General features: G+C 68.0%; 22 protein-coding genes. 9 read left to right on the forward strand and 13 right to left on the reverse strand.

Translation table 11 applies throughout. The features are described 5' to 3' along the window. Positions 1-272 precede the first annotated feature (272 nt). Complete coding sequence (gene acnA / locus ABD259_RS06095) at positions 273-2,996, forward strand: aconitate hydratase AcnA (protein ID WP_344100007.1); 2,724 nt, start codon at positions 273-275, stop codon at positions 2,994-2,996. A gap of 178 nt (positions 2,997-3,174) precedes the next feature. Here the strand turns inward: acnA and ABD259_RS06100 are convergent, their stop codons facing one another. Together ABD259_RS06100 and ABD259_RS06105 are read right to left on the reverse strand one after the other, a co-directional pair. Further along, positions 3,175-3,561 carry a septum formation family protein gene (locus tag ABD259_RS06100; RefSeq protein ID WP_344100010.1) on the reverse strand — a complete coding sequence of 129 codons (387 nt, stop codon included), beginning with the start codon at positions 3,559-3,561 and terminating at the stop codon, positions 3,175-3,177. Between the two features lie 305 nt (positions 3,562-3,866). After that, the gene (locus ABD259_RS06105; RefSeq protein WP_344100012.1) at positions 3,867-4,100 is read right to left on the reverse strand and encodes a hypothetical protein; all 234 of its coding nucleotides are present in this window, start codon (positions 4,098-4,100) and stop codon (positions 3,867-3,869) included. A gap of 214 nt (positions 4,101-4,314) precedes the next feature. On the opposite strand from ABD259_RS06105, the gene ABD259_RS06110 reads away from it, so the two are divergent. Further along, complete coding sequence (locus ABD259_RS06110) at positions 4,315-4,443, forward strand: hypothetical protein (protein WP_344100014.1); 129 nt, start codon at positions 4,315-4,317, stop codon at positions 4,441-4,443. 70 nt (positions 4,444-4,513) lie between these two features. Here the strand turns inward: ABD259_RS06110 and ABD259_RS06115 are convergent, their stop codons facing one another. Both ABD259_RS06115 and ABD259_RS06120 read right to left on the reverse strand, forming a co-directional pair. Continuing rightward, on the reverse strand, positions 4,514-5,680 hold the full coding sequence (locus tag ABD259_RS06115) for a serine hydrolase domain-containing protein (protein WP_344100016.1): 1,167 nt from the start codon (positions 5,678-5,680) through the stop codon (positions 4,514-4,516). A 23-nt stretch (positions 5,681-5,703) separates the two neighbouring features. After that, positions 5,704-6,786, reverse strand: coding sequence for an alpha/beta hydrolase (locus ABD259_RS06120; RefSeq protein ID WP_344100018.1), 1,083 nt, complete (start codon positions 6,784-6,786; stop codon positions 5,704-5,706). A gap of 239 nt (positions 6,787-7,025) precedes the next feature. On the opposite strand from ABD259_RS06120, the gene ABD259_RS06125 reads away from it, so the two are divergent. Then, a complete protein-coding gene (locus ABD259_RS06125; RefSeq protein WP_344100020.1) occupies positions 7,026-9,419 on the forward strand; it encodes a helix-turn-helix domain-containing protein in 2,394 nt (797 codons plus the stop codon). Between the two features lie 251 nt (positions 9,420-9,670). Here ABD259_RS06125 and ABD259_RS06130 read toward each other — a convergent pair whose 3' ends face one another. From ABD259_RS06130 to ABD259_RS06150, 5 genes are all read right to left on the reverse strand, one after another. Beyond that, entirely contained in the window at positions 9,671-9,961 is a 291-nt protein-coding gene (locus ABD259_RS06130) for a hypothetical protein (RefSeq protein WP_344100022.1), read from the reverse strand. 7 nt (positions 9,962-9,968) lie between these two features. Continuing rightward, positions 9,969-11,543, reverse strand: coding sequence for a polymorphic toxin-type HINT domain-containing protein (locus ABD259_RS06135; RefSeq protein WP_344100024.1), 1,575 nt, complete (start codon positions 11,541-11,543; stop codon positions 9,969-9,971). 85 nt (positions 11,544-11,628) lie between these two features. Further along, the gene (locus ABD259_RS06140) at positions 11,629-12,006 is read right to left on the reverse strand and encodes a hypothetical protein (RefSeq protein WP_344100026.1); all 378 of its coding nucleotides are present in this window, start codon (positions 12,004-12,006) and stop codon (positions 11,629-11,631) included. Between the two features lie 328 nt (positions 12,007-12,334). Beyond that, positions 12,335-12,535, reverse strand: a complete 201-nt coding sequence (locus tag ABD259_RS06145; RefSeq protein ID WP_344100028.1) for a DUF397 domain-containing protein — start codon at positions 12,533-12,535, stop codon at positions 12,335-12,337. Beyond that, on the reverse strand, positions 12,536-13,453 hold the full coding sequence (locus ABD259_RS06150; protein ID WP_344100030.1) for a helix-turn-helix domain-containing protein: 918 nt from the start codon (positions 13,451-13,453) through the stop codon (positions 12,536-12,538). A gap of 200 nt (positions 13,454-13,653) precedes the next feature. Between ABD259_RS06150 and ABD259_RS06155 the strand changes: the two genes are divergently transcribed. Both ABD259_RS06155 and ABD259_RS06160 read left to right on the forward strand, forming a co-directional pair. Continuing rightward, positions 13,654-14,142: an ATP-binding protein gene (locus ABD259_RS06155; RefSeq protein ID WP_344160722.1), complete on the forward strand. Its 489-nt coding sequence runs from the start codon at positions 13,654-13,656 to the stop codon at positions 14,140-14,142. Positions 14,143-14,147: 5 nt separating this feature from the next. After that, positions 14,148-14,375 carry a hypothetical protein gene (locus ABD259_RS06160; RefSeq protein WP_344160724.1) on the forward strand — a complete coding sequence of 76 codons (228 nt, stop codon included), beginning with the start codon at positions 14,148-14,150 and terminating at the stop codon, positions 14,373-14,375. Between the two features lie 416 nt (positions 14,376-14,791). On the opposite strand, the gene ABD259_RS06165 is transcribed toward ABD259_RS06160, so the two are convergent. Next, the gene (locus tag ABD259_RS06165; protein WP_344160727.1) at positions 14,792-15,247 is read right to left on the reverse strand and encodes a septum formation family protein; all 456 of its coding nucleotides are present in this window, start codon (positions 15,245-15,247) and stop codon (positions 14,792-14,794) included. Between the two features lie 446 nt (positions 15,248-15,693). Here ABD259_RS06165 and ABD259_RS06170 point away from each other — a divergent pair, with 446 nt between their 5' ends. After that, positions 15,694-18,015: a serine/threonine protein kinase gene (locus tag ABD259_RS06170; protein WP_344160730.1), complete on the forward strand. Its 2,322-nt coding sequence runs from the start codon at positions 15,694-15,696 to the stop codon at positions 18,013-18,015. A gap of 35 nt (positions 18,016-18,050) precedes the next feature. Here ABD259_RS06170 and ABD259_RS06175 read toward each other — a convergent pair whose 3' ends face one another. Together ABD259_RS06175 and sigK are read right to left on the reverse strand one after the other, a co-directional pair. Further along, on the reverse strand, positions 18,051-18,875 hold the full coding sequence (locus ABD259_RS06175; protein WP_344160733.1) for an anti-sigma factor: 825 nt from the start codon (positions 18,873-18,875) through the stop codon (positions 18,051-18,053). Further along, a complete protein-coding gene (gene sigK, locus ABD259_RS06180) occupies positions 18,872-19,489 on the reverse strand; it encodes an ECF RNA polymerase sigma factor SigK (protein ID WP_425573486.1) in 618 nt (205 codons plus the stop codon). Before sigK ends, ABD259_RS06175 begins: the two co-directional genes overlap by 4 nt. Before the next feature lie 217 nt (positions 19,490-19,706). On the opposite strand from sigK, the gene ABD259_RS06185 reads away from it, so the two are divergent. Together ABD259_RS06185 and ABD259_RS06190 are read left to right on the forward strand one after the other, a co-directional pair. Beyond that, the gene (locus ABD259_RS06185; RefSeq protein ID WP_344160735.1) at positions 19,707-21,317 is read left to right on the forward strand and encodes a molybdopterin-dependent oxidoreductase; all 1,611 of its coding nucleotides are present in this window, start codon (positions 19,707-19,709) and stop codon (positions 21,315-21,317) included. Between the two features lie 136 nt (positions 21,318-21,453). Beyond that, a complete protein-coding gene (locus tag ABD259_RS06190) occupies positions 21,454-21,744 on the forward strand; it encodes a hypothetical protein (RefSeq protein ID WP_344100042.1) in 291 nt (96 codons plus the stop codon). A gap of 104 nt (positions 21,745-21,848) precedes the next feature. Here the strand turns inward: ABD259_RS06190 and ABD259_RS06195 are convergent, their stop codons facing one another. After that, positions 21,849-22,433: a nucleoside/nucleotide kinase family protein gene (locus ABD259_RS06195; protein ID WP_344100043.1), complete on the reverse strand. Its 585-nt coding sequence runs from the start codon at positions 22,431-22,433 to the stop codon at positions 21,849-21,851. A 546-nt stretch (positions 22,434-22,979) separates the two neighbouring features. Here ABD259_RS06195 and ABD259_RS06200 point away from each other — a divergent pair. Then, complete coding sequence (locus ABD259_RS06200) at positions 22,980-24,155, forward strand: ROK family transcriptional regulator (protein WP_344100044.1); 1,176 nt, start codon at positions 22,980-22,982, stop codon at positions 24,153-24,155. Positions 24,156-24,324: the final 169 nt, after the last annotated feature.

Below are 24,324 nucleotides of genomic sequence, written 5' to 3' on the forward strand. Positions count from 1 at the left end.
CTTGATGTCGAGATAAAACGACAGTTGATTACTGGGTGTGTGAGGTTGGCCGCTGCCACCTGAGGCAGCCGCTCGGAACGAAACCGTGCGGCCGGTGCGCGCGGCGGCGCAGGCGGCGACATCACCCCTGGTAGAACAGTTACTTTGGCGTGCTGTGAGGTGGGTCGGCCTCGGTCCACGCGCCATCTCATAAGGGCAGCCTCAGTGATTTCCCGGCCCCGCCATTGGTGCAGGATGCTGGGAGAAAGTGGCGAGATCAGGAGGCAAGCATCGTGTCCGCGAACAGCTTCGGCAGCCGTGACACGCTCCGCGTTGGCGACGAGTCGTATGAGATTTTCCGTTTGGACGCCGTCGAAGGCTCCGAGCGACTTCCCTACAGCCTGAAGGTGCTGCTGGAGAACCTCCTGCGCACTGAGGACGGCACGAACGTCACCGCCGAGCACATCCGGGCCCTCGGCAACTGGGACCCCAAGGCCCAGCCGAACCAGGAGATTCAGTTCACCCCCGCGCGGGTGATCATGCAGGACTTCACCGGCGTCCCCTGTGTGGTGGACCTCGCGACCATGCGCGAGGCCGTCAAGGAACTGGGTGGCGACGCCAACAAGATCAACCCGCTGGCCCCCGCCGAGCTGGTGATCGACCACTCCGTCATCGTCGACATCTTCGGGCGCCCCGACGCCTTCGAGCGCAACGTCGAGATCGAGTACGAGCGCAACCGCGAGCGCTACCAGTTCCTGCGCTGGGGCCAGACCGCCTTCGACGAGTTCAAGGTCGTCCCGCCTGGCACCGGCATCGTGCACCAGGCCAACATCGAGCACCTCGCCCGCGTGGCCATGGTCCGCAACGGGCAGGTCTACCCCGACACCTGTGTGGGTACCGACTCCCACACCACCATGCAGAACGGTCTGGGCATCCTGGGCTGGGGCGTCGGCGGTATCGAGGCCGAGGCCGCCATGCTCGGCCAGCCGATCTCGATGCTCATCCCGCGCGTTGTCGGCTTCAAGCTCACCGGCCAGCTCAACCCCGGCACCACCGCCACCGACCTGGTGCTGACCATCACCGAGATGCTCCGCAAGCACGGCGTGGTCGGCAAGTTCGTCGAGTTCTACGGCGACGGCATCGCCTCGGTGCCGCTGGCCAACCGCGCCACCATCGGCAACATGAGCCCGGAGTTCGGGTCCACCGCCGCGATCTTCCCGATCGACGGGGAGACCATCCGCTACATGAAGCTGACCGGTCGCAGCGAGGCCCAGACCACCCTCGTCGAGACCTACGCCAAGGAGAACGGCCTCTGGCACGACCCGGCCAACGAGCCCGCCTTCTCCGAGTACCTGGAGCTGGACCTCGGCGACGTCGTCCCGTCCATCGCCGGCCCCAAGCGTCCGCAGGACCGCATCGCGCTCTCCAGCGCCAAGCCGACCTGGCGCCACGACGTGCAGAACTACGTCAGCGACCCGGTCGACGAGTCCAGCGACGAGTCCTTCCCGGCCTCCGACGCCCCGGCGCAGGCCGCCAACGGCGGTCGCCCGAAGAAGCCGGTCAAGGTCACCATGTCCGACGGCACCGAGACCGAGATCGACCACGGCGCGGTCGTGATCGCCGCGATCACGTCCTGCACCAACACCTCCAACCCGTCGGTCATGCTGGGCGCCGCCCTGCTGGCCAAGAACGCGGTGGACAAGGGCCTGACCCGCAAGCCGTGGGTGAAGACCTCGCTGGCGCCGGGCTCCAAGGTCGTCACCGACTACTACGAGCGCTCCGGGCTCACGCCGTACCTGGACAAGCTCGGCTTCAACCTGGTCGGCTACGGCTGCACCACCTGCATCGGCAACTCCGGCCCGCTGCCGGAGGAGATCTCCAAGGCCGTCCAGGAGAACGACCTCGCGGTCACCGCGGTCCTGTCGGGCAACCGGAACTTCGAGGGCCGGATCAACCCCGATGTCAAGATGAACTACCTGGCCTCGCCGCCGCTCGTTGTGGCCTACGCCCTGGCCGGGTCCATGGACATCGACATCACCACCGAGCCGCTGGGCACCGGCGCTGACGGCGAGCCGGTCTACCTGGCCGACATCTGGCCGTCGCCGGAGGAGATCGAGGAGGTCATCGACTCCGCGATCGCCTCCGACATGTACGAGTCGGCCTACTCCGACGTGTTCGCCGGTGACGAGCGCTGGCGCTCGCTGCCGACGCCGACCGGCAACACCTTCGAGTGGGACACCGACTCCACTTACGTGCGCAAGCCCCCGTACTTCGAGGGCATGGCCACCACCCCGGACCCGGTCAGCGACATCACCGGCGCCCGCGTGCTGGCCAAGCTCGGCGACTCCGTCACCACCGACCACATCTCGCCCGCGGGTGCCATCAAGCCGGGCACCCCGGCGGCCGACTACCTGAAGGCCAACGGAGTGGAGCGCAAGGACTTCAACTCCTACGGCTCACGGCGCGGTAACCACGAGGTGATGATCCGCGGCACGTTCGCCAACATCCGCCTGCGCAACCAGATCGCGCCGGGCACCGAGGGCGGCTACACGCGCGACTTCACCCAGCCCGACGCCCCGGTGTCGTTCATCTACGACGCCGCGCAGAACTACGCCAGGCAGGGCACCCCGCTGGTCGTCCTGGGCGGCAAGGAGTACGGCTCCGGATCGTCCCGCGACTGGGCGGCCAAGGGCACCCGCCTGCTGGGCGTCCGCGCGGTCATCGCCGAGTCCTACGAGCGCATCCACCGCTCCAACCTCATCGGCATGGGCGTCCTGCCGCTGCAGTTCCCGGAGGGCAAGTCCGCCGACTCGCTGGGCCTGACCGGCGAGGAGACCTTCGCCATCGTCGGCATCACCGAGCTGAACGAGGGACGCATCCCGTCCACGGTCAGGGTCACCACGAACACCGGTGTCCAGTTCGACGCCGTGGTGCGCATCGACACCCCGGGTGAGGCCGACTACTACCGCAACGGCGGCATCCTGCAGTACGTGCTGCGCCAGCTGATCGCCGAGTAACAGCAGGCGCCAGTGGGCGAAGCCGATCGGCCGTGGCAGCAGTAGCCGTCCGCCGGCCCTTCTACGGGGTGGACCCCGGATGGGAGGAGCGGCGGACGGCGGGGCCACAAGAACGGGCCGCCATCGTCTTTTTTGACGGTGGCGGCCCGTTCGCATGCGGTGCGGAATCAGCGGCGGTTCAGCGATTGGCGCCCACCAGCGAGCCCGTGGTGCCCTCGGGATCGACGGCGATGCAGGTGATCTGGCGGTAGTCGAACAAGTTCCACATCGTCTCAGTCGGGTGAAAAGCAAAGTAGTCGAGTTCGGACTCGCTGGGGGCGATGTGGATAAACCACGCGAACTCCTCAACGCAAATGTCCCGTACCATCTCCTCGACCTTCCTCTGGCCGGGGTACTCGCCGTCGTCCATCGTGGCGCTCGCATAGACCTCGGCCTCGTGGGTCTCCGAGCAGTCGACGATCTCGACGTCGTGGAGTGCGTCGTCCATGGGATCCCTGAGCAGACAGTCGCCGACTTCGAGGTCCGAGGGGCGGTCCGCCGTCGAGGCGAAGTAGATGTCCGCCATGAGGGAGCACCCCGACATGGACAGGCCCGCGACGACAGCGGCGGCGGTGGCGATGCCACGCCTGATGCGGACGTGGGGGGATGACGGCAGCCATACAAGCTCCGAGGTGACGTGGTTGGGGGATGTCGGGGATCAATCTAGTAACCAGTTGGGACGATCGGATCTCTGTTCGGTCATAGTCGAAAAACGTTGCACAGGCTGGGACCAGCACGGACGGACGATTCGGAGGCGCCGGCGACTCGGTCGAGGCTGGGCGGGCGGATATGGCGGCTGCTCGCCGGCGAACCGCACCGGGACCCGGCCGTCTACCCCTCGCACGACGACGCGATCACCAGGAGTAGGAACAGGATCGCCAGCACCGAGAAGAAGCCGAAACAGCCGTGAGAGTCGTGCTTCTCCGCGTTGAATTCGACCATGCCGCCGGGGATGAGTTTTGGGTGGTGGTCGGCGTAGTGGGCGACCGCTCGGTCCTCTGCCTCGGATTGAGTGATCCACCCCGTCTTGAAGGAGCATTCGCCGCATCGGTAGCGGTATGCCATACCGATCCTCCTGAGTGTCGCTACCGGATGAGGGGGAGAGCCGGGCCTCGGCGCGGTTCTGCGTGCTGGCGGAGCCGTCCCTTGCGTCCAGCCCGGACTGCGGGGGCTGAGCAAGCACCGCCTCGTATGCGTTCTCCGGCCGATGGAACGGCCCGGCTCACCACAAAGATGGCGTTTGGTGTGCTCAGTGCACAGGCCAGGGGACCGGCCATCCATGACCGGTCGTCGTTTCGACGGCCTCTCACGTGGTCCGCTGCGGCGCGTCGGTGCCGATCCGGGCGCGGAGTTCGGCGAGGGCTTCCGCTCCACCGTCGGCGTCAGCCTCACCTCATGCCTGCCGTAGGCGCGCGAACGCCCCGCGACGTACGTGTGCTCCGCGGGGCGTTCGCTGTAGTTCGGGGACCGATGGGGGTTCAGGTCCGCTCTGGCTGGCCCTCGCACAGGGCCGTGTCCATCAGGTTGGTCAGCTGGACGCCTGGGTTGTTGGTCAGGAAGTACACGTTGGTCACGGCGGACGCATGGCGGCCGTCCTCGGTGACCAGGGTGTAGGTGTGGTAGCCGGGAACCCCGCCGTTGTGGCCCCATGCCACGCCCCCGCAGGGCAGGCTGTGCTTGCTGAGGCCGAGTCCGTAGCCGTCCCCGGAGTCGCCCAGGTCCCGCACCTTCCGCATCTCGTCCAGCCCCGCGGGAGAGATGACCTCCCCTGCGACCAGTGCCTGATAGAAGGCCGTCAGGTCCTCCAGAGTCGAGACCATCGCTCCGGCGCTGCTGTAGAGGGACGGGTCATAGGTGACGACCGAGCGCCAGAGGCGGACACCGCCTATGCGCAAACCGTGATAGCCGTTGACGGCCGGGCTCGGCAGCGTGCGGCTCCCCGGGGAGGGGAATGCGGTGCGGGTCAGGCCGAGCGGGTCGATGATGCGGCCCGTGATGGATTCGTGCACCTGCGTACCCGTCACCTTCTCGATGAGCATGCCGAGGATCAAGTAGTTGGTGTTGGAGTAGGTCAAGCTGGCACCGGGCTCGGCGACCGGGCCGCGACTGAGCCCCTTCCGCACCGAGGCGGAGAGGTCGTATGTGCCGTCGGGGTTGGGCTTGGGCGTCTGAGTGATCGGATACGGGTCGTAGGGAGCGATCCCGCTGGTGTGTTGGAGCAGCTGGCGCACGGTGATGCGCGTGCCGTCATAGCCATTGCCGGTGACGACACCGGGAAGGTAGTCCCCGATGGGCGCCTCCAGGGAGATCTCTTTCTCGTCCACCAGTTGCAACAGCACCGCCGCGGTGAAGGTCTTGGTCTGGCTGCCGATACGGAAGTGCTCGTCCGCCTTGATGGGCCGGTTGGCGGGCCAGGCGCCCGTGCCGACGGACAGGGTCCAGGCGTCGCCGCCGCCTCCTGCGTGGATGGCCGCGCCTGGCCCGGCGTTCGCCTGGAAGACCTTCAGCGCCGCGAGCGTGTCGGCGTGGTCGTCTCCGGTCGTCTGGGCGTGCGCGGCTGGACTCGGCAGCGCCAGCATGGTCGCGCACACCGCGCCTATGACGACGGAGATCCGCGTCCTGCTCCACTTCGTTTTCATTGCCATCGTGTCGGCTCCTCGGGGGTAGGTCACTTCGTCTCCTCGGCCGCGAACGCGGCCTCTAGGCGGGGGATGTAGTCCGCGAAGGCGGGTGCCCAGCAGCCGTAGTTGTGGCCGCCGTTGCATGTTGGGGAGAGCGATGACCCGTCGCCGTAGTTGACCGCACGGCTGGGGATGCCGAGCTTGTCCAGACGGGATGTGACGATGTCGACGCCGTCCGCGGTGTGGTTCTCGACGAGGTCGTTGTCGCCGGTGTAGAGCGTGATGCCGGTGTCGGCGAGCTTGGCCAGGTTGGCGGAGGCCGCGGGGTTGACCGATCTCCAGATGTGGTCGGCGTTGAAGACGGGGTAGGGGGAGCCGAAGATCGCGTCGCTGTCGACGACGGGGCCGTAGTCGGCGCATCCGCGCGAGCTGGAGACGGCGCACCAGGCGGTCGTGAGGTTGAGCTCCGTGGCCACCACGGCGCCGCGGACGGCGTAGTTCCCGAAGTCGATACCGCCGGACATCGAGGCGACATGGCCGAACAGGTCGGGTCGGGTCTGGGCGTAGTGCATGGAGCCGAAGCCGCCCATGGACAGCCCGACGACGGCGCGTTGGCCGCGGTCGGGGATGGTGCGCAGGTTGGCGTCGATGAGGGGGACGACCTGTTCGAGGTGGAAGGTCTCCCAGTTGGCCGCGCCTTCGGCGGTGTCCTGCATGAGCCAGTCGGCGTACCAGCCCTTCCGGCCCCCGTCCGGTGCGACGGTGATCATCTGGTCGGAGCGCAGCGCCTCGACCGTGCCGGCCTCGTCCGGGTTGCCGGGTCCGCCGTGGAGGAAGTACGTCACCGGCCACCGCTTGCCGGGCTCGGACGCGTAGTCGCTGGGCAGGAAGATACGGATCTTGTGCTGGCCGGCCACCTCGGGGGTGGTCACCGTGATCGAGAAATCGGTGCTGGAGTGCACCTCCCTGTCCTCCGTGACCTGGCTCAGTCCGAATCCGTCATCGAACTCCGGGACGGCGGGCGTGTCGGCGTGGGCGACCTGCCCGGTGACGGAAGCTAATGCCAGGACCGCGGTGGCTGCGGTGACGGCTCTGGTGGCGCGGAACCTGCGGGACAGTAGGGATCTCATCAGGATCGTGTCCTCTGTGAGCAGTAGCAGGAGGAGGCGGGGCCGCCGCGCGGCGGCCCCGCCTTTGTCCGGGTGGACGAGGGCGGCTCTGCCGGGGTCTGGCACGGAGTGCTGAACACGACCACCCGCAACGACCATGTGGTTCGCGTTGCTCACAGAACAGGCCAGGGGACCGGCCATATGTGACCGGTCGTCACGCTAAGCTCTCAACGCCCGTATTCGTGCGAAGGGTGGCCGATGTGACGGACCATTCAGGAACGCCGCTACGTCGGCTGCGCAAGCAGGCGGGTCTCACACAGGAAGAGCTTGCGGAACGCGCCGAGGTGAGCGTGCGCACCATCCGCAGACTGGAGTCTGGCAAGTCAGCAGACCACCGGCTGGCGACGATCAATCTGCTGGCGGACGCCCTGAATGCCAGTCCCGAAGACCGGCGTTACCTGACAGACCTGCCGGGCAACGGACAACCCGAGCCGGGCACCTCGCGGCTGGCACCGGGGGCCTCACCGTCGCTGCCGCTTCCCGGGTCGGATTCCGGGACGCAGCCCGCGGGCGCAGCGCTCGCCGAGGCTGCCGAAGCACTGGCGAGAGAAGTCAGACGTCGCTGGCGACGGGAGGAGGGGCAGCGCCGGGTTCACGATCCGTTTCCGCTTCCCGTGCGGTGGCAGCAGGCTCCGACGGGACTGACGGACCATGCAGAGAACATCCAGCGTCTTCCGCCGGGAGCGGCCTTGCGGGAGGTGGACCTCAGCGGTGATGCGCGGAACGTGGCCGCGACCTACCGGCGCATTTCCTCGGGGCGGCTGGTGATCCTCGGCAGGGCGGGCTCGGGGAAGTCGATTCTGGCGATCAGGTTCGCGCTTGACCTCCTCTCGGCCCCGGATCCCCCCGACCGTGTGCCGGTGATATTCAGCCTCGGGTCCTGGGACCCGACAACCACTTCGTTGCGCGACCTGCTGGTCGACGGGCTCCTGCGAGACCATCCGCACTTGAGCGGCCGGGTCCCCGGCGGGGCGACGCTGGCCGCCGCTCTGGTCGACGACGAACTGATCCTGCCGGTCCTGGACGGCTTCGATGAGATCGCCGAAGGATTGAGGGGCGAGGCGCTCCGCGCGCTCAACACCACGTCGCTGCCGCTCGTCCTGACCAGCCGACGTGACGAGTACGAGCGAGCCGTCCGCGGGGGAGAGCCGCCCCTGGTCTGGGCCGCCGGTATCGAACTCACCGACCTCACCCTCGATGACCTCGCGGACTATCTGCCCCGCACCGCGCGGCACGCTGCCCACGGCAACGGCCCCGACCAGGACGCGGGCACATGGGATGGCGTCCTGAAGGAGCTGCATGCCGGGCAGACTCCAAAGAGCGTGAACCTCGCCCGGGTTCTGCGTACCCCGCTGATGGTCAACCTGGCACGGACGATGTACAGCGAGACACCCGGAACGGACCCGCGGGAACTGCTCGACACCGAGCGCTTCCCCACGGGGGACCTGCTTGAAGAGCACCTGCTGGCGGGGTTTGTACCGGCGTTGTACCGGCGCCGTGCCCCCGAGCGGGCCGAGGACGGCCAACTGCGGAAGCAGTGGGACCCGGACCGAGCCCAGCACTGGCTCGGCTACCTTGCCCGTCTGGACCCCGGTCGGCAGGACATCGCGTGGTGGCGCATCGCGGGCTCGCTTCGGCTCTCGACACGCATCCTGAGCGTCGTGCTGGCATCCACACTGTGCGTTTCCGTGTCCGCGTGGACTGTCGGCCTCGCTTTCTCCTTATGGGTCCTCGGAGAGCCGGTGGGCCTCGGCTGGATTCTGGTGCAGGGTGCCCTGAGCGGGCCGTCCGCCGGTGCCGCGTTCGGAACCGCCTACTGCGTCATTCCCATGTACCGCCGAGGCGAGTTCCAGCCATCCCACGTACGGCTGCGGCTTCCTGCTGCGAGTCGTGGTGTGAGCCCCAGACCGTTCCGCGCGTTCACCACCCGCTTCACCGTCATGCTGCTGGGCGGGTTCGTGTTGGGCACCGGCTATGCGTGCGCTCTCGCCGTACTACGGGTGCTGTTCCAGGGGCTCTCACTCACGGCCACGAGTATGGTACAGGTCACACTCATCAACATGCTGGTCTTCGGCCTGGTCTTCGGATTGGTGACCGGGCTGGTCTTCGGGCTCCTCGCCGCACTCGAAGCCCCCATGGTCACCACTGCCGCCGCCACCCCGGTCAGACTGCTGTCCTCCAACCGCGCGACCGTGCGACGGCAGTTCCTGGTACTCGTACCGATGCTCACCCTCGGAATCTTCCTGTCCGGGCACGTGGTCGTCGAGTTGCTCCAGGGCGTCTTCGGTCCAATGGTCTGGGGTCCGGACGGCTTCCTCATCGGAGCAGCCGGAGGGCTCGGAGGCGCGGCCGCCTACATGCTCGCCTTCACCGCCTGGGGCCAATGGCTGACGCTGTCCCGCATCTGGCTCCCGCTCACCGGCAAGCTCCCCTGGGATCTGGTCGCCTTCCTCGATGACGCTTACCACCGTGGTGTGCTGCGCCAGACCGGCGCCGTCTACCAGTTCCGCCACATCCGACTCCGACAGCACCTCGACCGCACGTTTCGCCATCAGCAGCCCGACAGCCAACCCGATCAAGCCGCGACTCCATAATCGGCCCTCTCCCGATCAGCCCGTGATCACGACGATGCGGGCAGCTCGTCAACGGTCAGTGTGTTCGGGCTTGTCCCCATGTCGCCAAGGCGTTCCGGTAGCAGTTCCGCCGCTACTGGCCATCCCCCGGCAGAAGCGGACGAAGTGCCGCACACCGACCCAGCGACCGGCTCCCTTTTGACGTAGCGAGACCACGACCGCCTGGCCCGCCTCCCGAGGAGGCGGTGTGGGTCTGTTTGCCGTAGGCAGGGTCAATCTCCCAGGAACCAAAGGTAACGGTGGACCTTTCTTGTCCCCATACGACACATACGTTCTACCAATTCCAGGGATTCCTGCTGCGTTTGTGTGATGAACGATTCCTTTTTCAATCGTTCTACCTCACTAAGGAGTGTGACCATTTGCTGTCTATTGAATATCGTGTTTCCATATAAGTCGATATGGCCGATCATCGGATACTCATCTGGGTTGACTTGGGGGAGAAGCTCGTTTCCCCGTATTGACTCCTCAGCTTCAATGCGTCCGCGTTCGGTCTGAAGGCTCACGATCATCCTATGATGGCCTTTCAATTGGACCTGGGTGGATGGTCACCAAGTCGCCAGTCCATCTGTCTCTAATCACAGTATAGGTGCTTGTATGGGATCCGTCGTGATTTTTCCCGATGGGTTTGCCTGCGTCCACCTCGTAGGCAACAACGTCCCCCTTTGGATTCTTTTGTATTGTGCCCTCCATGTCCTTTGTTGCATTTGCAAGTTCCGCCTTCTTCTTGTTGTCAATTTCACTTTCCCAAACACTGTCCTTGCCAGGCCTATATCGATCCCCTGTCTCATCGTGCCGATCGCTGGAGTGCTCGATTCCGTCCGTATCATCGCGTTCGTTCCAGGTCTGCTCATCGAACTTGAAGCATTCCTCATTGTGCGTCAGCGCTTCGGCCGCTCCGGCGCGGACGTAGTACGTGTTGAGGTCTTGAACGGTAAGGTTGTGAACCTGCTGGTTTGTGACGATGCGGTTCTCAACTGCTGTAACTTTCGCCCAGGTGCCGCCAGATGTGCGCAGCCAGGTTCCTGGCTCCAGGTCGATCGCGTTGACCCACTCGGCCGTCTCGGGCACCCAGAACGGGTGTCCGTCGGTGGCGGTGACCGAGCCCGTATCGCCCTCGTCATCGACGATGGTTATATCGACGAGGGTCTTCTCGCCCGAACCGGTGATGGTGGCGGTCACTGGGCGCGGGCCTTCTTCACCGGTCAGGGGATCGAAGGCCCAGACCGCGTGGCCTACTGCTACATCTTCGATGGGGGAGGTGGTGCCGTCCGCCAGTAGGACAGGGGTGCCAGGAAGGAAGCTGTTGCCCGTTGAACACCCAGCCGTGTTTTTGTCCCCATCGTTCTTCTCGGAGTCTGAGGAATCCTCTTTATCAGGCTGCTTTCCGCCGTCCTTGTCGGTATCGCTTCCCTCTGGAGGTTTCGCGCCGTTCCCTGTCGGCGCCTTGCTGAGAGCTTTGCTGGCCTTCAAGATCAGACCGACACCACCGACGAGGGTTGTACCGACGTCCCACAGACCATAGCCAAAGGCCGCTGGCCAGTCTCCATTCTTCCAGGCGTCTCGGAACTCTTCGCTGAGGATCAGTCCGACGGGGTCCTCGACGATGGCGTCCACTGCGTCGCTGGCGGTTCCCACGGGGTCAGTAAGGAGGGACCAGAAGCCGTCGACAGCCCCTGAAGCATCGTTACCGGCGCCGTCTGCCAGAGCATCGAGGAACCGTTCCACCGGCGGGTCGTCATCATTGATCTCTCCGAGTCCCTCCGGCGTCACCTCGCTGTCCGGCGCCAAGTTCAGCGGTTCGCCGTTCTCATCGGTAGGAGCGTCTGTGCCGCGGGTGCGGGCATACTCGCGAGTCGCGGACCCTTCGGGTGTCCCCGTGATTTTAGCGCCTTGCTCGGTGGCGTCGTCTGGGCTGGCGTCATTGTCCGCGAGATCGGTCGGACCACTCTTGTTTCCGCTCTCCTCACCATAGATCCCTGCCAGAGCTTGCTCGATTCCGGCCGCAACGCGGTCTCCGATTCCCGCGTTCATGACTGCGCTAAAGATCGCGGCGACGAGGAGAACGACAGCGGCGTATTCGATCATGTTCGCACCGCGATCAGGGTCATGAATTCTGCGGAGCATCAGGAGGACCTATCAAGGGTGGGGGTGGGAGGTCGCAGCGCAGCTTTTATTTGGAGACGGAAGAGTCTGACGTCAGAAAGGCACGAGAGGATTTCTGGAGGACGAAGACGGTGATCAGAACCGGGAAAACGAGGTTCGTCAGTCCTCGCGGGTCGCCGTTGCCGATCCTTCCAAGCGCGAAGAGGAGGAGGAACGCCTGAAGGATCAAAATCGCCGCCATCATCCCTCGGCCGCCCTTGGGCAGCCTCAAGCCGAGGAGTAGCGCTGCGATCCCGGGGAGCGCGGTCCATACGAGCACGCCGAGGAGTTCGGGCCCCAGCTCATAGATCATCAAGCCGCCGACGATCTGCAGACCGACGACAACAGCCAGTACGAACAGCAGAATCCGGGCTACGCGGAGCGGGGTCGGCAGCGTTTCACGCATGGTGGTGACCCTTTGGAGCGAGAACAGGCACACGGCCGAGTTCGAATCGGGGGAACAAGCGGGACACGGTGTTCTCCGCGGGTTGGGGGAGATGTGGTTTGGGCGAAGGCGCGCTTGGGGGATGGGCAGTCGTGACCCTAGCGCGGCTTGCGGTCCGAACGCCAAACCTGTGACCGTTTGCGGACACACGTGTGCATCGTTGTTCGGGCTGCCAAGTTCACGAGGTCACCGTGGGTTTTCCAGCCGCGGTGAACAGCGTGAACATACAGCAGGGCCCCGGACCAGGATGAGGTCCGGGGCCGCACCCGAGGTGTGAAGTTATGTGGGGTCAGCTGTCCAGTTCCCCCTTCTTGATGGAGGAGATGAAGGCGCTCCAGTCGAGGAGCGCGAACGACAGGTGACCGTGATCCGGGTGCTGGGAGTCTCGGACCAGAGACGCACGCGCCGCCTGAGCGACCTCGACGCATTCTTTCCCGCCTCCGCTATAGCTGCTGGTGCGCCAGAGCGGCTCGGCGGACTCGCGGACCATCTATCTGGTCTCCTTCGCAAGGCGTTCAATGAACGCGACAGTCTCAGCTTTGCTGAGAGCCGCGTCGAGAGACTTTTCAGCGGCCAGCATATAACGGGACATATCGGCCACGTCTTCGACGTAGACGTCGCCGAACAACCCTTCCTGGTAGGCGACAGGTGGGTCCTCGGGGTCGGGGAACTCGAAGAGAGTGAACTGGCCTTCTTGCCCCATGTGCTCGCCCGCTTGAAAAGGGATGACATGGAGGTCCACGTTCGGCCGTTTCCCCAGCTCCAGCAGATGCTCAAGCTGCTTCTTGTAGGTCGTTTCCCCTCCGACGGTGCGGCGAAGAACGCCTTCGTCCATAACCGCGAGGATTCGCGGAGGCTTGCGTCGGGTGAGGATGGCTTGGCGCTCCATCCTGACCTGGACCTGGCGCTGGATGGCGTCGTCGGCCATGTCGGGGTGCGCGGCACGTATCAGGCAGCGTGCGTAGTCCTCCGTCTGCAGCAGCCCAGGGAGGAGATTCGGAGCGTAGAAGCCGATCTTAGCGGCGTCGTTTTCCATGACGAAGAAGCTCTCGCCCTGGTAGAGGTCCCTGTAGGCAAGCCACCAGCCACGTTTCCAGGCATCGCGGCCGAGTTGGAACAGGGACTCACGTTCGGGGGAGCGCACGCCGTACAGCTCCAAGAGCTCTTCAAGGTCATCGAGGATGAGCCGACTCTCGCCTCGCTCAATCCGATAGAGCTTCGTCTTATGCCACCCCAGCCGCCTGGCTACCTCTTCGGGGCTCATCTCTCGCTCCATGCGATGCCGACGCAGCTCGCGCAGTAGCCGCTTGCCACGGACCGACAAGCTGAGCCGTGTTCTCATACCCACTCCACTCGACGCGTCAGGCTGGTTGCAGTGCCTCATCTTGCCAGCTGTCGCCTGATGCATGCGAAGCAAAAATGCGACGAACTATTAATAGTCCCTTGCGTCAGCGTGCTCAAGCGCTCATGCTAGGTGGTGCGTGAGCAACACGTGGCCGCTTCGCCACAAGTGGTTAGCTTTGCGCGCACAAAAACGGCCCCAGCCAGAGTGCGCAACCACTCGGCCAGGGCCTCAGCCCTCACACCTGTAGAGGCAGGCGAGGACCTATGTCCCAACGTATCGCCGACACGTCCACCCGAACTCCCAGGCTCCCCCTCCGGCTGAGCCGCCGCCGATTCGCTGGCGAACCCCCCAGTGTCAAGGCCGCCCGTGACTGGCTGCGTGCCCGGTTGACGCAGGCGGGCGTCCCTGACCAGCCGACCGACAACGCCCTGCTCCTCCTCTCGGAGCTGGCGTCCAACTCCCTGCGGCACGCGAGTGACCCCGACGATCACAACGGCTTCCGCGTTCGCGTGCACCTATGTCGCAACGGTCTTCGCGTCGACCTGCACGACGACGAGCCACCCTTCGCGATGTTCATCGGCCCGGCAGCCCACGATGCCGAGCACGGTCGCGGCCTGTTCCTGGTCGACGCGATCGCCGACCGCTGGGGGCACTCCGCCTCCCCGAACGGATCCGGGATGTTCTTCGCCATCAGCTGGGACGATCCGCCGGATGCGGCGGGGGAACCGCTCGCTTCCGGAACGGCACGGTGATCCCTGTGCCCGGGTACGGACTCTTTCCCAGCAGCGACGTCATCCGGCTCCGTGCCGAATTCCCCGGCTATCTCATCTGTGAACTGCACGACGAGCTGGGCTTCCCCAGTTACGTGGCCACGCGGCGCGCACGATCGGAGGGCGGTCAGGTCCTGTTGATCACGGCCCGCACCGTCGCGAACCTCCGCGCCGAGATTCAGGCCCAGGAACACCGGCAGGGAGGCGACGCATGACGACCGACCCCAACGACATCGCTAAGCGCCGCGCCGCACTCTTCTGGCTGGGCAGCGTCCACAGCCGATCGGGATGGATCTTCTGGTACGGCTCAGCCACCGGTCAGTACTGGGCGGCACACGCGAACGCCATGATGCTCATCTGCGGCGACACCCCGGACGAGCTCGACCGCTCGATTCACCGATTTTGCGCCCCCCGGCACGCGCCTCGGGGGCCTCGACACCTCCCGCCGAGACCTTGGCCAGGGCGCCGCCCAGAGATGCGAAGAACACGACCCGTACCGGCGTAAGCGCGTGGCATGACACAACAGTGCCCCGGCGCGGTACGCGTCGGGGCCCGTCATCGACAGCCGGTCAGACGTCACTCCGCAGGCCCCCGTTCGTTGGCGAGCGCCACGAGCGGGGGCGGTTTCGAATCAGCGCTCGGCGCCCTTCAGCGAGCCCGTGGTGCCCTCGGGGTCGGCGATGATGCAGGTGACCTGGCGGTCGTCCCACGTGTTCCACGACTCCTCGGTCGGGTACAGCGAGGTGAACTCCAGTTCGGAATCGTTGTAGCCGATGCCGACGAATGACTCGAACTCCTCCGAGCACCGGGCGTCGACCGTCTTCTCGATCTTCTTCACGCCCGGGAAGTCACCGTCATCAAGCGTGACGTTCGCATAGACCTCTCCTTCGTGGGTCTCCGCGCAGTCGATGGTCTCGACGTTGAAGACCTCCCCGTCCTGAGGGACGGACGCCAGGCATTCGCCGACCTCGATGTCGAAGGCATTGCCCATGAGGAAACCGCAACCCGACAGGGATACAGCGGCCGTGGCGAGGGTGGCGGCGGCCACGCCGCGACCGGTGGGGATACGGGGGATGAGTGCACGCATGAAAACTCCGCGTCGATCCAGGGGAATGTAGAGGATCAACATAGCGGGCATTGGTGGCACGAAAGGACTTATTGGGGCATCGACGACAAACGTCACAGAAACGTGGCCTGCGGCGGCTAACGTGCGCCGTGCGGCGGCCGGTGATGGCAAAGGCCGGTTCTGACGTGCCGACTGAACGCTGCCCTCAGCGTGGCACACCCGCCCGCAGTTCTTCTCCCACCTCCTGGGTGCGCTCGCGGGCGTTCGTCGAGACGGGCTCGGGCACGCTCTTTTCACGGCCGGGAGCCCACACCCACCGCGTGAGGCGGGAAAAGGACACGAGGGGCTATAGTCGCATCCCGTACCCCCACCCGCATATCCCCCGCAGGGCCCGTGCCGCACGCTATCGGGCCGCCTCGGGGACGTCGTCGGAACCGGCGGCTTGCTCGGTTCCTAGAGAGACGGGAATGACCGAACATCCCGAGACGGCGGCCGGTAACCGGACGATCGGCAAGTACCGGCTGGTGCGACGGCTTGGCCGAGGCGGATTCGGCGAGGTGTTCCTGGGTGAGGACCCTGACGGCCGCCGTGTGGCGCTGAAGCTGCTGCACGACAGCTGGGCTTCCGACGCCGAGGCCCGTCGCAGATTCGCCGAGGAAGTGACCCAGGCGCGCCGGGTCAGCGGATTCTGCACGGCGGACATCCTCGACGCCGATCCCGACGCCGTGACCCCGTGGATCGCCTCGGAGTACATCGACGGCCCCACCCTCCTGGAATCCGTGCGCGCCGACGGGCCGCGCCACGGTGCCGACCTCCACCGGCTGGCCGTGTCCACCGCCACGGCGCTGACGGCGATCCACGCGGCGGGCGTCGTGCACCGCGACCTCAAGCCGGAGAACATCATGCTCGCGGCCGACGGCCCGCGCGTCATCGACTTCGGCATCGCCCGGGCCGTGGAGGCGACCTCCGTCACCGCCAGCGGTGTGGTGGGGACCATCGGCTACATGGCTCCGGAGCAGCTGGAGGGCTCGCGGCTGACCGCCGCCGTGGACATCTTCGCGTGGGGCGCTGTCATGGTGTACGCCGCCACCGGGCACGAGGCGTTCGCGGCTCCAACGCAGGCGGCCCGTATCGCCCGGATCCTGGCGGGCGAACCCGACACCGGCGACCTCGGTGCCCCGCTGCTGCCCATTGTGCTGGCCTGCCTGGAGAAGACGCCCGAGGCCCGTCCCAGCGCCCGGACCCTCATGGACTGGCTGGTCACCGGCACGCCGACCCGGGACACGGGCGGCGGTGCCCCGGCCGAGGGCGGTGCGGCGACGGCGGATCCCTCGCACGCCCCCACCTCCGTGGTGTCGCCGACCTCGCCGACCACGGTCGAGTCACCCACCGCGCTCACAACCGTGGAGCCCCAGCTGTCCCCGACGACCGCCGCGCCCGCCACCCCGCCCACCCGCGTCGCCCCGGGCGCATCGGCGCCCGGGACGCCGCAGGGCGGGACGCTGGCCTACACCCACGCGGCGCCGCCCACCGGGACCGACGAAACCAACGAGGCATCGCGCCACGCGCAACCACCGGTCGATCCCGACCGCGGCACCGCCGTGGTTCCGCCCGGCGGCGGAGAAGGCTTCGGGGCCGCCTCAACACAGCGGCCAGGAACGGGAAGCATCCCGCCCTACTGGTTCGCGGGCGAAAAGTACAACGACGCCGCCGAACTCGCCGCAGCCATGCAACTGAACTGGGGCGAGGCCGTCCGCGTCTTCGCCAACGAGTCCGAGCGGGCTGTGCTGGGCTCCTGGATGGTCGACGACGTCGGCGACACCACGGTCGACCGCTCCGTCTTCCGCCGCAAATCCGAGGACGTCAACCAGACCGTCGCCTGGTTCATCGCCCAGCTGCGCCCCGACCTCCCACCGGTCTTCCGCGGCCAGGACGCCTCCGTCGACGGTCTCCGTGAACTCTTCGCCGACGTGCGCCCGTTGTTCACCGGCGCCCCGCCGGCCAACGAAATGCTGCTCCTGGCCAGACCGGATGTGCTGCGCACGATGGCCCTTTACCACGGCCCGGACAGCGACCTGCGGCGGCAGCTGGGCGACGATCTGCAGACGGCCGAATCTGCCGCCGTCTCCTTCCTGGAGCAGCTGCGCGGACGACTCGACGGATGGCGCCAGGCCCCGCCGGTCTACGTCGACGCCGGACTGATCGTGGCCTTCCTGCTTCGCCCCGGCCAGATCCAGCCTCCGGACAGCAACGGCGACGACGAGGCCCGGGAACTGTTCAACGCGCTCTGGCAGCGCGTGGAGCGCGCCCAGGGCCCCGAGCGCGCGGGATACGCCGCCGCTGTCCATACCGCCGCAGGCACGGTCCGGACGATGGCGAAGCACCGGCGCACGTGGCGCCGGGAGCTGGAACAGGCCCACACGGATCTGGACAAGGCCCGTTCGCGGGCGCTTTTGCAGACAGTGTTGTACGTGGCCAAGTTCCTGCTCTTCGCGGCCGCGATTGTGCTCGTCCCCGCAGGCTGCATCAACCTCGGCTACGTTGCATCGAACTCTCCCGCTGACGCTGACGGCGCGTTCGACAGCTGGGTCACCTGGGAGGTCTTGCTGGTCGTCGCGGCAATCGCCATCCAAGTGACCACGGGTCCTGTCAACGGGTACAAGTCACGTCGGCACGCCGCCCAGGCGGCAAAGGTCGAAGTCGCCGCCCGCGTCGATCACCTACGCACCGGGATTGCGGAGGGGGACCGCGAACTCCAGCTCACCCGCGAGATCTGCGCCCGCTACTGAGCTTTCACCGAGGCGCGGGTGCTCGTGGCGAGGGCCTATACCTCGACCTTCATCGGCTCCTCGCTCGGTTCGGGCATGCCGGACGCCGGTTCCAGGGTGATGCCGATCTGGCGGGCCGAGCCCAGGTCCTTGGCCATGCCCGACAGCATCCCGTCGGCCGTCTGCTCCAGCATCCCGGCCGAGCGCATACCGCCGTCGTCCACCAGCCACATCTGGTAGCCCATGCCCTCAGGCGGCGGGGCCAGGCCCTCGACCATGATCATGGCGCTGTCCATCTTCTCGGAGGTGACAACGGTCGCGCGGGCGGTGGTGTGCGAGACCTCCGACTCCCGCATCCGGGCGTCGGACGCCGCCAACAGGGCCTCGACCTCGGCCGTGTGTGCCCGCATGTCGTCCATCCGCTGCTGCATCGACACCACGACACCGCCCAGGATGAGCGTGATGACCAGGCACGCGGCAGCGACGAGCCACGGCACCACCGTGCGACGCCGCAGTGCCGCGACGGGCGCGGGTTGATCGGACACCTCGGGGGTCGACTCATCGGACGCGGCGGGTGCCGATGTCTCGGCCCCGGCGGGCTCCTGGCCGCGCTCGGCCGTCAGAGGCGGGAGCTGCCGGATGTGCGGGACGGCGGCGCGCAGCCGTTCCCAGACCCGCTCGGGGGGCGCCTCCGCCTCGCCGTGGGCCAGCCGCGTTGTCGTCGCCCGGAACTCCCGCAGGTCGCGGCGGCAGTCGGCGCACTCGGCCAGGTGCCGTTCGGCCCGCTCCCGCTCCTCGCCGGTCAGCGCGTCGACCGCGTAGGCGGCGGTCAGGCCGTGCACCTCGTTGTTGTCGGGTGCGTTGTGGTCCGGCGTGCTCATTGGGCCACCCCCAGGCAGTCGCGCAGCTTGATCAGTCCATCGCGCAGGCGGCCCTTGACCGTGGTCAGGGGGACCCGGAGCAGCTCGGCCGCCTCGCGCTGCGTGTAGCCGGTGTAGTAGGTCAGCCGCACCGTCTCGCGCTGGACCTCGGTCAGGCGGCGCAGGCAGCGCCGTACCTTCTCCCGTTCCAGTCGGTGTTCGACCTGGTCAGGTACGTCATCGACGGGGGAGGAGTCCGGTTCCAGCCGGCCGACCTGCTCCAGGCGGGTCGCGGCCGCCTGCTCGGAGCGGACCCGGTCGACCGCGCGGCGGTGCGCCATGGTCAGCACCCAGGAGCGCGCGCCGCCGCGCTCGGCGTCGAAGCGGGCGGCCGTCCGCCACATCTCGGTGAACACCTCCTGGGTGACCTCCTCGGCCTGGGCGCGGTCCCGGAGCACCCGCTGCGCCAGCCCGAAGACGGGGCCGGAGAGGTCGCGGTAGACCGCTTCGAACGCGGTGAGGTCACCGCGGGCGGTGCGGCGCAGGAGGTCGCCCAGATCATCCGGTGGGTGCACCTCCGCGCCGCCGCCTTCCGGTAGGGAGCCCACCGGTGCCGCCTGCTCCACCCCGGCCACCGCCCTTTCCCCTGGTGCTTTCGCGTAGCTGTCTTTTACTTTGGCATTCGGAGCGGGGATGCGGACGGCGACGCCGCTCGTGCCCCGTTCTGCCGTATTTATCTTTTCGTTACCGAAGTCTCCGTTGCCCCGCCACACGCCGGTCCGAAGCAGAGGCGTGTCGGATCAACGGAATCATTCATCCACGCCCGATGGGTCCGGCGACACGGCCCCCGTAGTGCGCCCCGCCATCGGCGCGTTGAGCGGGCTGGTCGCCGCGGGCGCCGGACTGGCGGCGGCCGAGGTCGCCGGCGCCATCACGCGACCCGAGGCCACCCCGCTGCTCGTCGTCGGCGCGGCGGTCATCGATCTTGTCCCGCGCCCGGTCAAGGAGTTCGCCGTCGCGACCTTCGGGACCGCCGACAAGGCCGTGCTGCTGGGCGGGATGGCCGTCACGCTGGCCGCCCTCGCCGCCCTGGTCGGGAGCGCGGCCCGGCGTCGGCCCGCTATCGGCGACGCCGGGATCGTGCTGGCCGGTCTGATCGGTGTCATCGCTGCGCTGACCCGGCCGGACGGCGGACTGCTGGACGGGCTGCCCTCGGTGCTCGGCGCGGCCGTCGCGATCGCGCTGCTCCGTCTCCTGCTAACCCGCGCTCCGCGCGAAGCACCCCGACAGGACGCGGGCGTCCTCGCCCCCGCCCCGCCGCCGACCCGCCCGGACGCGGTGGCGACGCCCACTCCCGCCGCCGAGGCTCCCGGCGGGTTCGACCGCCGCGGATTCGTCCTGCTCGCAGGTGCCGCCGCAGCGGTGTCGGCCGGTGTCGGCGCGGGTGCTCGCTGGTACGCGTCGTCGAAGGCCGAAAGCGCCGCGGCCGCTCGGAAGATCACGCTTCCCGCCCCGGCCGCGCCCGCACCACCCCTCCCGGACGGCGCTGACTTGGAGCTGGAAGGGCTGGCCCCCTTCCTCACCCCGTCCACCGCCTTCTTCCGCATCGACACCGCACTGTCCGTGCCGCGCATCGACGCCACCGCCTGGACCCTGCGTATCCACGGCCGGGGCGCTACCGAGCGCCGGTACTCCTTCGACGACCTGCTCAACCGCTCTGACCTGATGGAACGCGACATCACGCTGGCGTGCGTCTCCAACCCCGTGGGCGGGTCCTACATCGGCAACGCCAGGTGGATCGGGGTCCCGCTGGCGGCGCTGTTGGAGGAAGCGGGTGTCCGCCCGCCCTCCGAGGGCGGCCCGGCCGATCAAATCGTGTCGCGCTCCTCCGATGGCATGACGATCGGCACCCCCGTGGCCGATGTGCTCGATGGCCGCGACGCGATGCTCGCGCTCGGCATGAACGGCCGCCCCCTGCTGCCGGAGCACGGCTTCCCGGTGCGCATGCTCGTCCCCGGCCTGTACGGATACGTCTCGGCGTGCAAGTGGATCGTCGAGATCGAGCTGACCACGTTCGACGCCTTCGACGCCTACTGGGTCCCCCGCGGATGGTCGGACCGGGCACCCATCAAGACCCAGTCGCGCATCGACACCCCCAGGCCGGGGGCGCGGCTCGACGCCGGACCGGTGGTGGTCGCCGGTGTCGCCTGGGCGCAGCGCGTCGGCGTGGACGCCGTCGAAGTCCGGGTGGACGATGGCCCGTGGCGCCCCGCCCGACTCGCGGCGGAGGATACGACCGACACCTGGCGGCAGTGGGTGCTGGAGTGGGAGGCCGGACCGGGAGAGCACCGGCTCAGTGTCCGCGCCACCGATCGGAACGGGGCGCTCCAGCCCGGGGACGAGTCCCCGCCTGCCCCCGACGGCGCCACCGGCTGGCACACGATCGACGTCACCGTGGAATGACCGACGTTCGGGCAGGGGGCGGAAGCCACCGCACGACCCGCGCGATTACCCCGCCCGACACCCCCATGACTCCGTGCGGTCACCGCGACCGGTCACGGTATCGACGGGAGCGCCCCCGCTCCCGTCAGGAATCGCAATGCCCGCTGAAGACAAGGAGACCGAGATGTCCATTCGCTCGATGAAGCGGCTTCGCTCCCTCGCCGCCGCCGGCGGTATCGCCCTCGCCATCGCGGTTCCGCTGACCGCCTGCAACGACACTGAGGGCTCCGGGGACGAGGTCTCGAACGAGCAGGAGTCCGGCCAGGAGTCCGGTGACGAGGAGATGCAGGGCCAGGAAGGCCAGGAGAACATGGACGACGAGTCCATGGACGAGGGCGGCGAGATGGACGGCAAGGAGAAGGGTGAGGACATGGAGGACGACAGCTAGGCCACCCTCTCCTCCGCCCCCTCGTGCGTGCCCCGCATGCGGCTGAGGGACCGGGGCGGGCGGCCGTCGACCGAGCCACCCGGGACCCGGCGGTGGGCGGGGCGCTACAGCAGTCCCGCCGCCGGGTTCTCGATGATGAGGTCGGCGTGCTCGCGCGGGCGGTGGTCGGCGTAGAAGGCGTCCTCCTGACGCGCCCACATCTCCCGGTAGGGCGCGTACAGGTCGGCGTCCCAGCGCCGCGCGAGGCGTTGACCGCGTAGCGGAGCCGGGGCCTCCACCCAGGCCAGGACCGACAGGTATGGGCGCAGCTCCTCGGCGCCCGTCCCGCAGCCCTCGATCAGCAGTGCGTCGCCGACCGGCGCCTCCCGCCACGCGGTCGCGTGGCGGCCCAGATCCCAGTCGAACGGCCGCCATCGCGGGTTTCGGCCGCGCAGCAGCGGCTCGATCAGCCACGCCCGCGCCAGCGGGACCGACGCCGCGAGTCCGTCCCACCCCGGGTACAGGTCGTCCATGTGCAGGACCGGGCAGTCCAGCTCGGCGGCGAGACGCTCGGCCACCGCGGTCTTGCCCGCACCGGAGGGCCCCTCCACCGCCATCACCCGGCAGCGCCCGGCACGGGGCGGCCTACCGCGCACCAGTCGCGCCGCGGCAGGGGCCCAGTCGGGCGCGGAAGTCGAAAGGAGAGGCACGCGACGGGAGTCTATCCCGGGCGCGACGCCCTCGACTGCGGCCTGCCGCGCCCGGTCCCGTCCCGGCTCCCGGCCGGGTTTCGGCAGCGGGGCCGTCCGCCCACGGCCGAGGAGCAGCCGCCCTGAGCGGTGACCGAGGATCGCGGCTAAGCTCCCTGTCACCGAGGGCCCGGCCGTCCAGGTCGGGATCAACCCGTGAACTCAGGAGTGACAAGGGGAACCCGCTGTGAACCCTCCCCCAAGCACAGGAGGGCGATTCCTGGCTCAGGAAGCCCCACAGGTCAGCGACCGGAAAGGTCGTACTCCATCACCATCGGCCGGGGCGGGACCCGCCGGGTGTGCCGCGGCGACGCCTGCGAGTTCTGTGCCGTCGTGGTGTCCGATCGGCGCGGTGGACGCGCTTGGCTGCCGCAATCCACGCGGTACCCCGGCCCCGATCATGCAGGCGGCCGTTCGCCCTGGCAGCACACCCCCGTCCTCGCCCTGCTCCGCGGGGGCTCGCTTCCTCCCCCGGCTCATGCCGGGGGCATCTGCGAAGGAGTCCCGGTGACCGAGACCGAGGCGGCACCGGGAAGCCAGGCGGAACTGCGTCGGGCCAACCAGCGTCGGGTGGTCGAGGCGCTGCGCGCCGGCGGCACGCTCACCCAGGCGGAGATCGCCCGCGCCACGGGGCTGTCTCCCGCCAGCGTTTCCAACATGGTGCGCGACCTCCGCGCGGCAGGGACGGTGTCGGTGCGCGAGACGTCGTCGAACGGGCGGCGGGCGCGCGCGATCACCCTGCTGCGTCCGCCCGGCGCCGCGGTCGCCATCGACTTCACCCCGGCCGGGCTCACCGTCGCCCTCGGCGACAGCCAGGGGACGACGCTGGCCCGGGAGTCGGTCGCCTATGACGTCGCCGCGGACCCCGTTCGGGGCGTTCGGCGCGCGGTGTGGCTGGTCGAGACCGTGCTGGCCGGTGCTCGGGTGGACCATTCCACGGTGACCTCCGTTGTCGCGTCGATCCCCGGCCCCATCGACCTGGCCACCGGAGAGATCGGTGATATCAGCTGCCTGCCCCGCTGGGCGGGCTTCTGCCCGGCCGACGCCCTGACCGAGAAGCTGGGGGTGCGGGCGGTGGCCGAGAACGACGCCAACCTGTGTGCCCTGGCCGAGACGGCCTCCGGTGCCGGGCGCGGCCTGGACCACATCATCCACGTGCAGCTCTCCGAGGGCGTGGGCGCCGGGATCGTCATCAACGGTCAGCTGCTGCGCGGTGCGCGCGGTAACGCGGGCGAGATCGGGCATATCGGGTTGGACGAGCGCGGGCAGGTGTGCCGCTGCGGAAACCGGGGCTGCCTGGAGACCCTGGCCGGGGCGCCCTACCTGCTGGGCATGCTGCCCGGGCAGCAAGGACAGGGGAACGGCGGTGGCCCCGCCACGATCCCGCAGGTCGTGGCGGCTGCCGACGTCGGCGATCCGGGGTGCCGTCGCGTCATCGCCGAGGCCGGGAGCGCGCTGGGCCGCGGTATCGCGATCCTGGTCAACACGTTCAACCCGGACCTGGTGACCGTCGGCGGCGAGCTGGCCGCGGCCGGGGAGCTGCTGCTGGAGCCGATGCGCCGCGAGGTGCAGCTGGGCGCCCTGGGCAGCGCGGTGCGCGACCTGCGCATCGTGCGGGCCGACTTCAGCACCGACTCGGCGCTCCGGGGCGCCTTGCGGCTGGCCGCGGCCTCGGCCGAGTGACACGATTCGATAAACACGGCGGATGGGCACAGATCTTCACGTGTCACACATCACCGGCATGGTCTGGCTTTCTGTTGCATTCACGCATTGAATCCATGTCGCGTGACGTTTCAGTTATGTGTTCACGCCTTGACGGCAAGATTGCCGGGGGTTTGACTTCCCGCCATGA

Source organism: Nocardiopsis rhodophaea (assembly GCF_039530945.1).
Taxonomy (GTDB): domain Bacteria; phylum Actinomycetota; class Actinomycetes; order Streptosporangiales; family Streptosporangiaceae; genus Nocardiopsis_C; species Nocardiopsis_C rhodophaea.